At 41.6% G+C, this 16050-nt stretch carries 17 protein-coding genes; all 17 read right to left on the reverse strand.

Annotated elements, in window-relative coordinates:
- Window positions 1–164: 164 nt before the first annotated feature.
- The 17 genes from BN1356_RS06985 to BN1356_RS07065 all read right to left on the reverse strand — a co-directional run bounded on the left by BN1356_RS06985 (window position 165) and on the right by BN1356_RS07065 (window position 15862).
- A complete protein-coding gene (locus BN1356_RS06985; RefSeq protein WP_245620317.1) occupies window positions 165–545 on the reverse strand; it encodes a hypothetical protein in 381 nt (126 codons plus the stop codon).
- A gap of 186 nt (window positions 546–731) precedes the next feature.
- Window positions 732–1046: a phosphoribosyl-ATP diphosphatase gene (gene hisE / locus BN1356_RS06990; protein ID WP_093650688.1), complete on the reverse strand. Its 315-nt coding sequence runs from the start codon at window positions 1044–1046 to the stop codon at window positions 732–734.
- Window positions 1047–1072: 26 nt separating this feature from the next.
- Entirely contained in the window at window positions 1073–1396 is a 324-nt protein-coding gene (gene hisI, locus BN1356_RS06995) for a phosphoribosyl-AMP cyclohydrolase (RefSeq protein ID WP_093650689.1), read from the reverse strand.
- Window positions 1393–2151 (reverse strand): imidazole glycerol phosphate synthase subunit HisF, encoded by a 759-nt coding sequence (hisF, locus tag BN1356_RS07000; RefSeq protein WP_093650690.1) that lies wholly within the window; start codon window positions 2149–2151, stop codon window positions 1393–1395. The genes hisI and hisF overlap by 4 nt, the downstream gene beginning before the upstream one ends.
- A 2-nt stretch (window positions 2152–2153) precedes the next feature.
- Window positions 2154–2873 (reverse strand): 1-(5-phosphoribosyl)-5-[(5-phosphoribosylamino)methylideneamino]imidazole-4-carboxamide isomerase, encoded by a 720-nt coding sequence (gene hisA, locus BN1356_RS07005; protein ID WP_093650691.1) that lies wholly within the window; start codon window positions 2871–2873, stop codon window positions 2154–2156.
- A gap of 189 nt (window positions 2874–3062) precedes the next feature.
- On the reverse strand, window positions 3063–3668 hold the full coding sequence (hisH, locus tag BN1356_RS07010; RefSeq protein ID WP_093650692.1) for an imidazole glycerol phosphate synthase subunit HisH: 606 nt from the start codon (window positions 3666–3668) through the stop codon (window positions 3063–3065).
- Between the two features lies 1 nt (window position 3669).
- Complete coding sequence (gene hisB / locus BN1356_RS07015) at window positions 3670–4254, reverse strand: imidazoleglycerol-phosphate dehydratase HisB (RefSeq protein ID WP_093650693.1); 585 nt, start codon at window positions 4252–4254, stop codon at window positions 3670–3672.
- A 111-nt stretch (window positions 4255–4365) separates the two neighbouring features.
- Window positions 4366–5007, reverse strand: a complete 642-nt coding sequence (serB, locus tag BN1356_RS07020) for a phosphoserine phosphatase SerB (protein ID WP_093650694.1) — start codon at window positions 5005–5007, stop codon at window positions 4366–4368.
- Window positions 4994–6277 carry a histidinol dehydrogenase gene (gene hisD, locus BN1356_RS07025; RefSeq protein WP_093650695.1) on the reverse strand — a complete coding sequence of 428 codons (1284 nt, stop codon included), beginning with the start codon at window positions 6275–6277 and terminating at the stop codon, window positions 4994–4996. Before hisD ends, serB begins: the two co-directional genes overlap by 14 nt.
- On the reverse strand, window positions 6274–6921 hold the full coding sequence (hisG, locus tag BN1356_RS07030) for an ATP phosphoribosyltransferase (RefSeq protein WP_093650696.1): 648 nt from the start codon (window positions 6919–6921) through the stop codon (window positions 6274–6276). The genes hisD and hisG overlap by 4 nt, the downstream gene beginning before the upstream one ends.
- Before the next feature lie 13 nt (window positions 6922–6934).
- Window positions 6935–7891: an ATP phosphoribosyltransferase regulatory subunit gene (locus BN1356_RS07035; protein ID WP_093650697.1), complete on the reverse strand. Its 957-nt coding sequence runs from the start codon at window positions 7889–7891 to the stop codon at window positions 6935–6937.
- A complete protein-coding gene (hisC, locus tag BN1356_RS07040; RefSeq protein ID WP_093650698.1) occupies window positions 7888–8937 on the reverse strand; it encodes a histidinol-phosphate transaminase in 1050 nt (349 codons plus the stop codon). Before hisC ends, BN1356_RS07035 begins: the two co-directional genes overlap by 4 nt.
- A 483-nt stretch (window positions 8938–9420) precedes the next feature.
- The gene (gene ezrA, locus BN1356_RS07045; protein WP_093650699.1) at window positions 9421–11145 is read right to left on the reverse strand and encodes a septation ring formation regulator EzrA; all 1725 of its coding nucleotides are present in this window, start codon (window positions 11143–11145) and stop codon (window positions 9421–9423) included.
- A gap of 90 nt (window positions 11146–11235) precedes the next feature.
- Window positions 11236–13188 carry a DNA topoisomerase (ATP-hydrolyzing) subunit B gene (gene gyrB / locus BN1356_RS07050; protein ID WP_093650700.1) on the reverse strand — a complete coding sequence of 651 codons (1953 nt, stop codon included), beginning with the start codon at window positions 13186–13188 and terminating at the stop codon, window positions 11236–11238.
- A 132-nt stretch (window positions 13189–13320) separates the two neighbouring features.
- A complete protein-coding gene (locus BN1356_RS07055) occupies window positions 13321–13869 on the reverse strand; it encodes a DJ-1 family glyoxalase III (RefSeq protein WP_093650701.1) in 549 nt (182 codons plus the stop codon).
- An 8-nt stretch (window positions 13870–13877) separates the two neighbouring features.
- Entirely contained in the window at window positions 13878–15110 is a 1233-nt protein-coding gene (locus BN1356_RS07060; RefSeq protein ID WP_093650702.1) for an FtsW/RodA/SpoVE family cell cycle protein, read from the reverse strand.
- A 509-nt stretch (window positions 15111–15619) separates the two neighbouring features.
- Entirely contained in the window at window positions 15620–15862 is a 243-nt protein-coding gene (locus BN1356_RS07065; RefSeq protein WP_093650703.1) for a type B 50S ribosomal protein L31, read from the reverse strand.
- Between the last annotated feature and the right edge of the window lie 188 nt (window positions 15863–16050).

The following is a 16050-nucleotide window of genomic DNA, read 5'->3' on the forward strand; positions in this document are numbered from 1 at the left end:
GAGAACCATTCCCCTTGTTGCCTTTTTCTCATAATTTCGCATATTTTTAAAAAGAATGGAGAGTGAACTTGTCCGCAGAATGGTATTTTTCTAACCTTGACTAGTCATTTCAAAGCTAATCTTGAAAAAAGGGCGCACTTGGCCCTTGTAAGTGGAGGGATTTTTTAAACAACCCAACTCGCCAGATGCGCTTGGTTTCCAGTCTTCAACTTTGCCAGGGCAAAGCCAATCATGACAAGAAAACTCATACTGATAGCTAACCTCATCTTCTTCAGGCCTCGAATGGTATGATTCTCAAAACGAAAATCCCTATTCATATTCAGATGCCGTATCAATTGTTGGTCGGTTTCCAGCTGTAAAATAAATTTAGACACGTAGGCGATGAAGTAAGATTGAACACTGTAATCTCGACGTCCATGACGACGTCTTTCTTCCAGACACTGGAAGAGGTTGGTTTCTGGCAAACCATCCAGAACAGTCAAAATTTTTTCTAGATCGCCCATTTCATGGTCCTCAAAGAGGTTGAGTTGTGTTATAATTTTCATGTGAGACCTCGCTAATAGCTATAGTTGCACTACTATTATAACGCTTTGACGTTGAATGATGGCTCATAAAGGGAAAAATCGCTACAGACCGTGGCGATTTTTCTTTTTAGGTGATCCTTAAACCTTGATAAATCTAAGTTCAAGAAAAAGGGGAATGATTCGAAGAAAAAAAGCACCCTTCGGTACTTAATAATCAGAAATTTTTTGTCGTTCCTCAACCTTGCTTTTCTTTCCTTGGCGAGACTGGAGGACCCTATTGACATCATCTAGTTGAACACCTGTTTCCACCAGCATGACAGCCAAATGGTAGAGAATATCCGCAGTTTCCATGGCAATCTCTTTCTGATCCGCATTTTTAGCCGCAATCACCACTTCCGTAGCTTCTTCGCCAACTTTTTTCAAAATCTTATCCAGACCTTTTTCAAAAAGATAAGTGGTATAAGAGCCTTCTTTGGGATTGTTTTTCCGATTTAAAGCTTCTTTATAAAGTGTTTCTAACATGTGAACTCCTTTTTAAACGTAACCCATTATTCTAAAATCCTATTGAGAAAGCAGGAATATTCTCCTGTATGGCAAGCAGCACCCATTTGTTCAACCGAAATCAAGAGGGTATCTAGATCACAGTCAGTCTTGATGGATTTGACCTGCTGATAATGCCCTGATGTGGCACCTTTATGCCAGACTTCATTACGAGAGCGGCTCCAGTAGTGCATGGTTTTGGTTTCTAAAGTCAGCTGGTAGGACTCTTCATTCATATAGGCCAACATAAGCACTTGTCCTGTCTGGTAATCTGTCACGATAACAGGTATCAGTCCCCCTTGTTTGTCAAAGTCCAATTTGATTTTTGTCATAGGCGCACCTCGATTTCAGCTGCTTGCATGGCTTGCTTGGTTTGACCAATTGTTATCTCACCAAAATGGTAAATAGAGGCTGCCAAGGCTCCAGTTGCTGGTGTTTTCTGGAAGACTTCCACCATGTGTTCATTGTTTCCAGCTCCACCTGATACGATGATGGGCACATCCACAACTGCCGCTACAGCATTGAGCATGCCCAAATCAAAGCCAGACTTGGTCCCATCCTTATCCATAGAGGTCAGGAAAATCTCACCCGCGCCCAGTGCAACGGCTTCTTTTGCCCAATCAATCAAGTTGATGCCCGTATCCTTACGACCACCTGCCACGTAGACATGCCAGCTGCCATCTTCTTCCTGACGACCATCAATGGCGACTACCACACATTGGTTGCCAAATTTTTCCGCACAGTCTTTGATGAGTTGAGGATTAGCAATAGCAGATGAATTGACAGCTACCTTGTCGGCACCAGCTTTGAGCATCCTGTTCATATCCTCAACTGAGCGAATACCGCCGCCAACTGTAAAGGGAATAAAAACCTGATCAGCTACTTGACGGACCATTTCGACCGTGGTATCACGTTCTTCGTGAGTTGCAGTGATATCCAAGAAAACCAATTCGTCACAACCCGCCTCATAATAGGCACGAGCAGCATCAACAGGATCACCAACATCTGTCAGATTAACAAAATTAACCCCTTTGACGACTCGACCATCCTTGACATCTAAACAAGGAATAATTCTTTTTTTCAACATGATTAGCCTCCAAAACTTTTCAGCTCTTCTAAAGTGATATTCCCATTATAGTAGGCTTTCCCGACAATAGTCCCTGCTACTCCAATCTCAGCCAAGGCATCTAAATCAGACAGCTGGGCGATACCACCTGAGGCAATGACTTTTGCAGTCGTTAAGGCCGTAACCAAATTCTCATAATGTTCAAGGTTTGGCCCGGTCAAGGTTCCATCACGATTTACATCTGTGTAGACGAAGAGCTGAACGCCCATTTTTTCCATTGCTATGGCTAGGCTAATATAGTCCACATTACTGGTTTCCAACCACCCTTCTGTCGCTACAAAACCGTCCTTAGCATCGATACCGACCACAATTTTATCAGCACCAAATCTCTCAATAGCTTCTTTGACAAAAGTTGGGTTTCTGACCGCCATAGAGCCAATAATCACACGATCGATCCCGACATTGAGATAGTCTTGGATTTGTTCCAAGGTGCGGATACCACCACCAACTTCAACCCCTAAACCAGTTGCTACTTTAAGGGCAGCAATCAGGTCACGGTTGGTGGCTTTGCCATCCAAAGCACCATCTAAATCAACGACATGAATAAAGTCAATGCCAGCGTCCGCAAATATGCGGGCTTGGCCAAGAACGTCCGGATTGACAATCGTCTCTTGATTAAAATCTCCTTTGAAGAGACGAACTGCCTGACCGTCTCTAATGTCAATTGCAGGTAATATGTTCATCATTTTCTCCTTTTTTCAAAAATTTTTTTGAGACTCACCTTAAGTGGTGGCGCCGTCGCTGCTTGTTAAAGACAATCTCCATGACTAACTTTTGATCCCACGGTCTCAAAAGATTGCTTTCCAGTCACCATAGAGGTAAGTATCGATTCTAGAGAAGCACCGCTTCTCTAACTCATCGCAAGATTCTGTTTACTGACAAAGATTCACAAATTTTTCGATGATTCCTAAGCCGATATCTCCTGATTTTTCGGGATGAAACTGGGCACCAAATACCTTTTCCTTATGAATCATAGCTGGTATTTGAATGCCATAGTCTGCAACCACATCAATGTATTGTCTGGGAACATCTGTGAAAAAAGAATGAACAAAATAGACATCCTTGTCCTCTAAACCAGCTGTCAAGGCTGTTGCTTGCTGAACGTGCAGGTTGTTCCAGCCCGTATGAGGAACCGGTTTTTCCTTGTTGGCTGGAATAGCTCGACAGACACCTGGAATAAAGCCAAGACCTTGCGTTTCTTCGTGTTCCAATCCCTGTTCAGTCAAGAGCTGCATCCCTAGACAAATCCCCAAAAGTGGTGTTCCCTTGGCGACAGCCTCTTTGATGACAGAGACCAAACCTCTTTCTTCTAGCTCTTTCATGGCTGTTGGGTAGGCTCCGACGCCTGGCAAAATCAAGCCACTAGCAGACAGGATTTTTTCAGGATCAGCCGACAATTCCGCAGGAATGCCGAGTTTTCTCAAAGCCCGTAAAACGTTAGCAGTATTGCCCGCATCATAATCAATGACAAGAATCATATTAGAGCATCCCTTTCGTTGAATTGACACCCTTGATATCCGGGTTGATGGTGATGGCTTCACGTAGGGCGTGACCAGTTGCCTTGAAAAGACTCTCCGCCTTGTGGTGGTTATTTTTTCCGTGCAAAATCTTAAGATGCAGATTCATCTGGACATTGAAGGCCAGAGCCTGAAAGAATTCTTCCACCAATTCGGTGTCAAATGTGCCGAGTTTTGGGTTATCAAAAGCGCAATCAAAGACCAAGTAGGAACGACCAGATAAATCTAGGCTAGACAGGCCAAGTGTTTCATCCATGGGAACAAAAGAGGTACCATAACGATTGATACCCGCCTTATCCCCAAGTGCTTCTTTGATAGCCTGTCCCAAAACAATGCCGACATCTTCTACCGTGTGGTGACTGTCCACATGCAAATCCCCATCCACTTTGACGACCAGCGAAATGCGGCTATGACGGGCAAAGAGAAGGAGCATATGGTCAAAAAATCCAACACCCGTATCAATGTCAACTGGCTCCTGAGCATCCAAGTTCAAACTCAGCTTGATTTTGGTTTCAAATGTGTTGCGTTCAATGCTTGCTTTTCTCATGTTTTATCCTTTTCTTTTTTGATATTTTTCTTAAGTGGTGATGTCATCACGCTTTTCACCACGGCGAAAAATATCGGGAAGCACAAGCCAAAGGCTTGCGGGTTGTTCATTTTAAAGACTGTCTACTATCTCAATCACTTTGTACAAATCGGGTTCATTGATTTGATAAGGGGCTTCTTTGCGCACCAGTGGTTTGGCACAGAAGGCGATGCCGATGCCAGCTTTGTGAATCATAGGCAGGTCGTTGGCTCCGTCCCCCATAGCGATGGTTTGGTCCAAAGTCAAGTTATTTTCTGCTGCCCATTGGCAGAGTTTTTCTACCTTGACATCCTTGGTCACGATATCGCCATAAGTTTTTCCGGTCAAGACTCCATCAACAACTTCCAAGTGGTTGGCTTTGACATAATCAATCCCAATTTCCTCCGCCAAGCGGTCCACCGTTTCATGAAAGCCACCTGAAACCAAGCCAACCTTGTAACCACGCGCATGGAGCTCATCGACCAATTCCTTGGCACCTTTATTGAAATGGATGCGGGCAAAAACCTTGTCAAAAATAGATTCTGGCAAACCTTTAAGGGTAGCTACTCGCTCCTCCAGAGCTTCTTTGAAATCTAGTTCCCCACGCATAGCACGCTCTGTGATGTCCGCGACTAATTCCCCAACACCGGCTTCTTCTCCTAATAAATCAATTACTTCTTCTTGGACCAATGTGGAATCCACATCCATGACCAATAATCCTTTAGTTTCTGTCATTTCTTACCTCAATCGCTCTGGCATGAGCTTGCAGACCTTCTGCATAGGCCAGGCTTGTAATATCTTTTTCTGCCGCATGAATAGCGGCTTTACTGTATTGTGTGTACTGGATGCGTTTGATAAAATCATGAACCCCCAGAGCCGATGAAAAGCGGCTAGTTGCCGTTGTTGGCAAAACATGGTTGGTACCAGCATAATAGTCCCCAATGGGTTCACTGGTGTAATGTCCTAAGAAAATAGAACCTGCATTTTCAACCTTGTCCAGATAATCATAGGCATGATTCATGGCGATTTCCAGGTGTTCCGGTGCTACCAGATTCATGAGTTCGAACATGCTATCCACATCTTCCGCAAGGATGATGCGACCATTCTTTTCTATAGACGGTCTAGCAATGGCTTCCCGCTCCAAGGTTTGCAGTTGCTGTTCAAGCTCCACTTCCACTGCATCGGCCAGTTTTTCTGAGTTAGTGACCAGGATGGCACGTGCCAAAATATCATGTTCAGCCTGTGAAAGCAAATCAGCCGCCACATAAGCTGGATTGGCAGATTCATCCGCGATAATCCCAATTTCAGAAGGACCCGCAATCATGTCAATCCCAACAATACCAAAAACTTGCTTCTTGGCCGTGGCGACAAAGATGTTACCGGGTCCTGTAATCTTGTCCACTTTGGGAATGCTTTCAGTTCCATAGGCTAGAGCCGCAATGCCTTGCGCTCCTCCAACTTGAAAAATCTTATCCACACCAGCTAATTTAGCTGCCACTAGGATGGCTGGTACAAATTCTTTCTGCGGTGGGGTAATCATGATAATCTCTTTAACACCTGCAATCTTGGCTGGAATAACATTCATGAGGACTGAAGAGGGATAGGCTGCTGTTCCACCGGGGACATAAACCCCTACACGTTCGATTGGCCGAATCAGTTGCCCTCGGAGTACGCCATCGCTTGGCTGATCCTCAAACCCTTTTTCCAACTGCTGGCAGTGGTAGGACTCGATATTGCCCTTGGCATTTTTAAGGGCAGCCAAGACATCCTGATCCACCTTGTCAAAAGCCTGGTCAATCAAGTCTTGACTAACTTGCAATTCATCTAGGTCTATTTTATCAAATTTGGCTGAATAATGGCGCAGCGCCTCATCACCGCCCGTTCGGACATGCGCAATGATATCCTCAACAAGTTCCTCTACATCACTATTTTGCTGCGACAATTCCAATTGCTCCATATAAAGAAGTTGGGCAATTTCCTGGTTACTTCCTATTAAACGTTTCATTGAAAAGGCACCTCCTCATTTCCGACAATAGATTCGATTTTTTGGATAAAACGCGTGACTTCTGCCTTATTTTTCAGGGCAGCCTTGTTAACGATAAGACGAGTTGAAATACGGCAAATATCCTCATAGACTTTCAGACCGTTTGCTACAAGTGTATTACCTGTCTCAACAATATCAACAATGGCATCAGCCAATCCAATAACAGGGGCAATTTCAACAGAGCCTTGAATGGAGATAATTTCCACATCTTCCCCTTTTTGATTGAAAAACTCACGAGCCACAGTCGGGTATTTGGTCGCAATCCGCTTACGCTTATGGTCGCTTGGCTGGTAGTCTTCTGTTGAAGCCAAGGAAAACTTACAAAGTCCGACATTTAAATCCAACATTTCTAGATAGCCGGATGGGTGTTCCATCAGGACATCTTTCCCCACAATCCCCAAATCAGCCACCCCGTGACGAACATAAGTTGTGACATCTGCTGCCTTGACCAAGAGAAAACGAAATTTTTTATCCGGACTTTCAAAGATGAGATTCCTCCCTTTATTGGCCATAAAGGACAAATCAAAATCGGCTTTTTCTAGTAATTTTAGGGTATCTTTTTCAATTCTCCCCTTGGTCAGAGCGATGGTAATTTGCTTGCTCATATGGCTTCTCCTTCTAGAGTGAGTCGTGAACGGCTTGATAGACCGAATCGATATCTACTGCCCAACCAACCGCCGTCAATTCGGATGCTCCAAAGCGTTGAAAAAGCTTGTCATAGCGGCCACCGGATACAAAGGCATCGGGAACTTTTTCACCAAAAACCTTAAACATGAGACCAGTATAATAGGGCATGGATGGAAATTGTGCCAAATCCACATTAACCTGTAATAGACTGGGTTTCACTTCTTCAATCAAACTTTCTACTTCATCCAAGGCAGATAAAATACTTTCATTGTCTGTCAACTGACGAGCCTCAGCCAATACATCCCCACTCTCCCCAAAAAGATAAGGCAAGCGCCGAATAAGAGCATCAAACTCACTCGGTTTTTTCTTTGTAAACTCTCTGAGTTTTGTAATGTTTTTATCGATAATATCCGTCTCTAACCGTTTCTTTTCTTCATGGGAAAGGTCAAGTTCTGTAACAATAGTTTGGAGAAGTAAGGCGTGAGAAAATTCAAACCGATAAGAAGGAACCTGGGCCACATCCAGAGCCTGCTTAGCTGAGTAAATAGCCTCACGTAAGGCCTTTTCTGCTGGAAAACCGATGATTTCGATTCCAGCTTGAGTGTGTTCATTTATCAGGCCACGCATTTCTTCATGGTAGTTAAAAACCTTGCCGGAGTATGAAAACTTAATGGGTGTTTCTACCTGAGTTGAGGCGATAAGACGCCCAACTTGACTGGTCATATCCGGACGCAGACTAAGAAGAGCCCCCTTTTTATCAAAAAGATGATAATGACCCTCACTAATCTCATCCCCAAAGACCTCAAAATGCTCCAAGGTTGGCGTTTCAATACGATTGAACCCCTGGTCCATCAGTAAATCACTAATATCACGCTCAATCTGATAGGTCACACGTGCTCTTTTGAAGAGTTTATCATGCATGCCAACTGGCAAAGATGTTTTTTTCATGGCGTTAACTCCTGGATAACTTCTAGGACTCTTTCCATTTCAGCCTGACTACCGATGGAAATGAGCAAGTAATCTTTGATTCGCTCTTGTTTTGGAAAATAGCGGACATAAATTTTTTTAGCCTGTAAATGATTGAACAAATCCTCTGCTGAAATACCAGCTGGCTTTGTTAAGATAAAATTTGTTGCACTAGCTATTACTGAAAAGCCGATGGCTTCTAGTTCAGATTGAAACCAAGTACGGGTCTCGATAATTTTCTGGATGGTGTTTTCATAATAATCCCAAGATTGAATAGCTGCTGTAGCTAAGTTCTCAGATAAGCTATTGACATTATAGGGATTGACCGAGTTTTTCACAGCATTGATAACCGCCATCAGTTTCGGGGATCCGATACCATAGCCCACTCGCAGTCCTGCTAGAGAAGCGTCTTTTGAAAAAGTTCTTGTGATAAAGACATTCTCATATTTTTTTAGCAAAGGAAGGGCTGTCTGACCACCAAAGTTGACATAGGCTTCATCGATAATGACGACCACATCCTGATTGGCTTGAACAATGACTTCCAACTCATCTAAAGACTTGAAAATCCCTGTTGGCGCATTGGGATTCGCAATAACGACACCGCCATTGTCTGCTATATAGTCTTCTACTTCAATTTCAAACTCTTCATTGAGAGGTATTTCATGATAGTTTATCTGGTAGAGTTGAGCCCAAACCTTATAAAAACCATAGGTCAGATCCGGAAAAAGAATAGGATCATCAGAGTTGAAAAAAGCTAGAAAAGCCATGAACAAGACATCGTCCGAACCATTGCCAATGATGATTTGGTCAGCTGGCACTCCAAGATTTTCTGACAAGGCATGACGGAGGTCTGCCTGATCCAATGATGAATACTTTCGTAGACTGTCCACACCAAAGTCCGCTAACGCTTGTTTGACCGCAGGACTCGGTCCGTAGGCATTTTCGTTAGTATTGAGTTTAATGATGTTTTTTCCCTTAGGTTGACGACCCGCCACATAGGGTTCAATTGTTCGTAATCCTTTAATCATGCTCTTTTCTACTCTTTGAAAATCAAGAATAATCCTTCCGAACTGACCTTGATGAAATTCAGTTTTATCTGCGACTTCGTCACTCGGTTAGAAGACTGATTTTCGTTGAGTAAACTCCTTTTGATAAAATACAAAAAAGGCCCTCGCAAAAAGTTTGCAAGGACGTATGAAACGTGGTTCCACCTTTGATTTCAGTAGAAAATCGCTTTTCTACCCTCATGAACTCAGATTACTGAGCCCTGGTTTTTAACGGAACCACCCGTCGTGCACTAGTTTCATTTGATTTCGCACACGCACTCAAGAATGTGTTATCTAAGGATTGTATGCCTTCTCACCCCTAGGCACTCTCTGTCTCTTGTCTTAGATTTTTTCTCTCATCGCTTTTTTATTAAATCTATTCTACAAGAAAATTCTGAATATTGCAAGAGAATACATTTAAAATGTAGATTTTAAAAAGTCTTCCGTTTCCAGAAGACTCTTTTTTTAGTAACGAATCATTTCGCGTGTTTTTTCATAAGAGTGAACAAAGCGTTCTGTAACACCCGGTTCTACAGTTTCTAAGGCAAAAGAAATTTCCTCAAAAGCTGCCTCATAATCATACTCTTTTTCAAAGATGGAAAGAGCGCGGTTAAAGGCTTTTTGAACACTAGCATCAAATGAACGATAGCGGTTTGAATACTGAAGAAGTTGTTCGGTCAAGGTTGCATTTTGCACAATGCTATATGCGATTTCTTCTAATTCAGTCATATCAAAGGTTGCACTCTCTAAGAGACGGTTGATAATCTCTACATTGACACGCTTGTAGTCAAGTTCAGCCAAGAGCGCTTCTACATGATCACTGGCTCTGAAGAAAGTATTCAAGAAGATATCAGGGATACCTGGCAAATTACGTTTTTCCATGTAACGTTTGAGAGTATGCAACTGATTGATATAGAGATTAGCTTTCTTACGAGCATTGGTTTCAGAAACTTCTTGAGATTGTAGATAATCAGCTAAAATCAACTGTTCTTCTTCCATCTCTTTCAAGGTTGATAGAGAATGTTCCAAGCGTTCTTCCAAAATCGTATAGGCAACTTCTGGATTGTCAATGTCTTCCAAACTGTCCTTGATAATAGACTCGACAGAGTCCATCCGTTTAGACAACTGGTGAATGCGAGAGAGTTTGCTTTCAGCCAACATGTAGGATTTGTTCAAACGCTCTGTTTCTTCTGTCAGACTCTTAGCATTTTGAGCATTGTGTTCTAAAAATTTTGGAAGGGTCTTACTGAGTTTAACAGTTGCTTTGTGTGCTTCAATTTCAGCAGTAAAGATTTGATAAAGATGATCAATATCTTCTTGAATTTCTTTATTTGCTTCTTCTGCTGCATCCAGATCAAAGGATACGATGAGGGCATTATTTTCACGAATAGCAAAACGGATATCTTGGAATTTCGATTCAATGTTTTGCTCTGTAAAAAGATAGTTCTGCTCTACCAATTTACGATAGCCACTTTCTAAGTCTTCCAATTGTTCTGGAAATGACTTGTTCACCTTCTCAATTAAATCAGGAATACGGTCCATAATTTGGTTGAGGGCAATCATATGTTCTTCTGTCTTATCTAAGATTTCAGATGCTTCAATTGGATCACCAGAAGAGTTGAGCATAACAAACTCGGAAAATTCAACTTCGATATTCTTCAATTGTTTTTCTAACTCTGGTAAGGTTTCAGCAAAACCATCAGCATTTTCGCGAACAGTATCTTGCAGATTATCAAAGAGATCTAGGGCATGCTTAACACGACCTGAATTCTTCACTTCCTGCTCTTTCAAATCTTTCAAACCAGAACGGATAGCCGAAATATCGTCTGAAATCAAATCAATTTGGCTCTCGATGCTTTCAATAGCATTTTTAGCGCTGATGAAACGGAAAGAATTATTAAAAGCCTCTGCTTCGAAAATATGGTTTTCAATATCCGCAAATGAATTGAGAGAAATATCCACCCATTTTTGATTCCATTCACGGAAGGAAACCTGACTTTGACCGATTAGGTGAAGACTTTTGACAGCTTCGACCTCTTCATTGACAGGTAGGTTAAACAAGTCGTCTTTTCGACCTTCCAAAGCGCCCAACAAATTATCGTTACGCTTTCGTACGATTAGCCCAGCAATATAGGCCACCATTAAAATGACAACAATCGCAATGATTAAAATGATTGTTCCTCTAGACATGTAAATCTCCTTAGGTAATAGTATATACTAGAAAATATCGCTTTATTATATCATATTATTCCAGTACTTGCACTAGATTTTTTGGCACTTCTAGACATCTATTGTTGAATAGACAGCATTTTCTTCGATGAAGTCTCGGCGAGGTTCAACTTTATCTCCCATGAGCATATCAAAAATCTTGTCAGCTTCTGCTGCATCGTCTACCGTAACTCTTGCCATTAAGCGATTTTCAGGATTCATAGTTGTTTCCCAAAGTTGATGATCATCCATTTCCCCCAGACCTTTATAACGTTGGATACTCGGTTTTGAACGACCTTCACTATGTTTGGCCAAGGCTACTTGCAAGTTTTCTTCTTGTTTGGGACCAGGTTGAATATACTCCTTAATCTCACTACCAACTTTAATACCATAGATTGGTGGTTGAGCGATATAGACGTAACCTGCTTCTACAATCGGACGCATATAACGATAAAAGAGCGTCAAGAGCAGGGTCCGAATGTGAGCTCCATCAACATCCGCATCCGTCATAATAACCAATTTTTGGTAACGAGCTTTGGAAACCTCAAATTCGGCCCCAAAACCAGTTCCCATAGCGGTGAAGAGGGAACGGATCTCCTCATTAGCCAAAATCTTGTCCATAGTAGCTTTTTCAACATTGAGGATCTTACCACGGATTGGAAGAATAGCCTGGAATTCACGGTCACGACCGGACTTAGCAGAACCACCGGCAGAATCCCCCTCGACGATATACAGTTCTGTTTGACTTGGATCATTAGATGAACAATCTGCCAATTTTCCTGGCAAGTTTGAGATTTCCAAGCCAGATTTTTTCCGAGTTACCTCGCGAGCGCGTTTTGCTGCAATACGGGCCTTGCTAGCAAGGATCCCTTTTTCCACAATACGACGAGCAATCTGTGGGTTTTCCATAAGGAAATCTGAAAAAGCTTCTGCAAAGAGGCGATTTGTTATTTTAACGACTTCACTGTTGCCCAACTTAGTCTTTGTTTGCCCTTCAAATTGCGGATTTGGGTGTTTAACAGAAATAACAGCTGTTAAACCTTCACGGACATCATCACCGGTTAAATTGTCCTCATTCTCCTTGAGAATTTTGTTCTTTTTAGCGTAGTCATTGATGACACGAGTAAGAGCTGTACGGAAACCTTGCTCATGCGTTCCACCTTCGTGGGTATGGATGTTGTTGGCAAAGCTGATAACATTCTCATGGTAGGAAGTCGTATATTGGATAGCTACTTCAACCGTGATGCCATCCATTTCACCTTCTGTATAAATGGGTGTCTCAAAAATAGCATCCTTATTTTCATTCAGGAATTCCACATAGGAAGCAATACCGCCTTCATAGTGATAGTCTTTAGATTGTTCCATACCTGGACGCTTGTCAATAATAGACAGTTGGAGACCACGATTAAGGAAGGCCAATTCCTGAATCCGTTTGTCTAATTTAAGAAAATCAAATTCTGTTGTTTCTGTGAAAATTTCTGGGTCTGGTGTAAAGTGAACAGTTGTTCCAGTACGGTCTGTCGTTCCAATCACTTCCAAGTCTGCAACCACATCGCCTCGATGAAACTCTTGGAAATGAATCTGCCCATTCTTGTGAACTTGAACATCTAACTGAGTAGATAAAGCATTTACAACCGATGATCCAACACCATGCAATCCACCAGATACTTTATATCCGCCACCACCGAATTTCCCCCCAGCGTGAAGAACAGTAAAGACTGTCTCAACAGCAGGACGACCGGTTTTCTCTTGAATATCCACCGGGATACCACGGCCATCATCGACAACAGTAATGGAGTTATCCTCTTCAATGTAAACTTGAATATGGGATGCAAAGCCAGCTAAAGCCTCATCAATTGAGTTATCTACAATTTCCCAAACCAAGTGATGAAGCCCTTCCTTAGCAGTCGAACCGATGTACATCCCTGGGCGAAGTCGAACTGCTTCTAACCCTTCAAGAACCTGGATTTGACTAGCGTCATATTCCTGTGCTTTTTCTTGCATTTCTTTAATTTCTTCTGACATTGTACTTCCTTTAACTATTATCTAACTTTTTCAATGCATTTACCCTTTATTATACCATATTTTTTGTACTTTTAATAGAAAAAAGGGAGTGAATTCCATCACTTCCCCAATTATTCTGACTCTTCTTTGATACTAATCAAATAACTGATTGTAAACCATAGCTTGAGCCAATTTGTTCCCATTGCCACCTAGCAAATCAACCAACTTATAGGCAAAGGCCAAGGCTGTACCAGCACCTCTACTGGTTACAATATGATCATCAATGACAACCAAATCTGTCTGATGATGCCCCTGCTCAATATCCGCTTCTTGCCCTGGAAAACAAGTATATTTTTTGCCAGCCAACAAACCAGCTCTATTAAGAACAATTGGAGCTGCACAGATAGCTGCAAGATACTTGCCAGACGCTGACTGTTTTTGCAAGGCCTGGATTAAGATATCATGATCGCGAAGATTAGCAGATCCTGGCATCCCCCCCGGTAAGACGATCATGTCATAAATAGATAAATCTCCGTCAAAAACCTTGTCAGCAAGGACTGGAATCCCATGAGAACCTGTAACACATTCTCCAGTTAAACCAATCGTATCACACTCGATATCGGCCCGACGAAGAACATCAACTGGTGTCAAAGCTTCAATTTCCTCAAAACCGTCTGCTAAGATTACTGCTACTTTTGCCATCCTATCACCTATCTTTCTACCCGTTTTATGGTAATTTTTTTATATTTTCGTATGTTGTTTGTCTGCTCTTTATCCACCGACAAGTTATACTGGTAACTCATAGAAAGAACCAAACCTACACCAATGAGACTAGCAATCATGGAGGATCCTCCTTGCGAGATAAATGGTAGAGGAATACCTGTCAGTGGCAAGAGCCCCGTTGCTGCCCCTATGTTTTCAAATACGTGAAAGAGCAACATCATAATATAGCCCGTTGAAATATAGCTGTAAAATCGGTTATTGGAAACTAGAGTTACTCGTAGCATGCGGTAAATCAAGAGAGAATAAAGACCGATCAAAACAAGGCCACCAACAAAACCAAAATTTTCTCCGATAACTGTGAAAATCATGTCACTTTCACGAACCGGAATTAAGAGATTACTCATATTAAAACCTTGACCAGTCAAACCGCCAGAACCGATGGCAATTAAACTTTGTGCTTGCTGATAAGTAGTCGATTGAGCATACTTGAAGGGATCCAACCAGGCTGTTATGCGATTAATCTGGTAAGTATCCATTCCTAAATTATGAAGAATAGTAGTGCCACCTGGGGAGGTAAAGAGAGCTAGAAAACCTGCAATCATTGCTAGTGCCAGTATAAATGTGGGCAGCAAGATTTTCCAAGAAACGCCTGACATGAGGACCAGACCACCAAAGATGGCTAGAAAAACCAAGGCAGTTCCTAAATCACTTTGCAAACCGAGAAGAAGAAGAACAGGAAAGGTACAAAGAAGCAAGTAGCCAATGAGTTGGAAGTCCTTCTTAATACCAGAAATAGGATTTCGCTTGTGGAAACTCACAATGATTCTAGCCATCATGATAATATAAGATATCTTCATGAATTCCGAAGGCTGAAAAAGCGTCATACCATTGATGGTAACCCAGTTTTTTGCCCCTGTAGAAGCCACTAAGGTTGGACTATAGAAAAATAGGGGTAAAACCATGATACCCAGTCCAAGTACATAAAGTAATGGCGTTACCTGCCAAAGAAATTTTGTAGAAAAAAACATAACTAAGAAAGCAAGGACAATCCCTAAAAGTATCCACATGATTTGTTGACCAACTATATTTGCTACGTTGTTGGGAAAATCCTGATTAACAGCTACAAAGACTGCTACAACACCAATAATGAGTAAAAAAAGCGTAGGTAAAATAACACTATAGTCAATCCGACTCTCGATAGAGCCGCTTCTCATCTTCATATCAAAATCCTCATTCTTTCAAATATCGACAGAGTCGAAACTGGTTTCATTATAGCAGAAAAGAATGGATTTTTGAAGAGAAAGAGAGAGAATATCCCTAGATAAATTATTTGTTTTTTTAAATTACAGATAAAGTTTTCGAATCAAGAAATTCAGTTACCCCTCCTATCTTTTAGCATTCTAACCAGGTAGGACTAGTATTTCAATCCCTTGTTTGCTATGAATTTCTATGTATTGAGAACGAAATAAGCTAGATCTTGTTTTCAAATTTATGTACAGAAATTTCTTTGGTTGATTCCTGATTTTAAGGCCAACAGCCAAAATACTTTCTATCTTGGTAGTTTGAAGCAACTTCAAGAGTTTTTCCTTTTTAATTATTGAACAAAAGAAAAAAGGACTGAAAAGTTCGTCCAATTTTTAGGAATGTAAAGAGCATCGTAACAAAAAAACCACTCCCACTGCTCGGGAATGGCTTGCAATCAACGCTTCTAAGCAATAAATGCGGTTGATTATTTGATACCGTATTTTTTGTTGAACTTGTCCACACGGCCGTCGGCTTGAGTGAATTTTTGGCGTCCAGTATAGAATGGATGTGAATCTGATGAAATTTCCACACGGATAAGTGGGTATGTTTCACCTTCAAATTCTACAGTCTCTTTAGAGTTCTTAGTTGAACCGCTAAGGAACTGGTAGCCAGTAGTTGTGTCTAAGAAGACAACAGGACGATAGTTTGGATGAATATCTTTTCTCATCTTAAATTTCCTTTCTGCCATGGTCTCTTTCGTGAGGCCATAGATATAGGGATATTCTATCAGAAATCAACTTGTTTTGCAAGGACTTTCTACCTTTGTATGCGGTAGAATTTTTTAGAATGCCCAATTCTGTATTGTTTGAGGAGAACTTGTTACCGAGATGTAAAGAAAAAACTGAACAATTTCTT

Origin of the sequence: Streptococcus varani (assembly GCF_001375655.1) — a bacterium.
Classification (GTDB): domain Bacteria; phylum Bacillota; class Bacilli; order Lactobacillales; family Streptococcaceae; genus Streptococcus; species Streptococcus varani.